We start from the raw sequence: 208 nt of genomic DNA, 5'->3' as shown, positions 1-208 counted from the left end.
CGGCAGGAGCGCCTGCAGCGAGGAGAGCTTCTTCTCGTGGATCAGGATGTAGGGGTCATCCAGATCCGCGACCATCTTCTCGGCGTTGGTGATGAAGTACGGCGAGAGATAGCCGCGGTCGAACTGCATGCCCTCGACCACGTCGAGCTCGGTCTCGGCGGTCTTGGCTTCCTCAGCCGTGATCACGCCCTCGTTGCCGACCTTCTGC

General features: G+C 62.5%; 1 pseudogene. It reads right to left on the bottom strand.

Features of this window, described 5'->3' with window-relative positions:
- Positions 1-208 (bottom strand): annotated as a pseudogene (gene groEL, locus WDW90_RS41365) (chaperonin GroEL); the annotation flags it as partial.

Origin of the sequence: Methylobacterium nigriterrae, assembly GCF_037106235.1 — a bacterium.
Lineage (GTDB): Bacteria > Pseudomonadota > Alphaproteobacteria > Rhizobiales > Beijerinckiaceae > Methylobacterium > Methylobacterium nigriterrae.
This window is presented reverse-complemented; position numbering and strand designations above follow the sequence as displayed.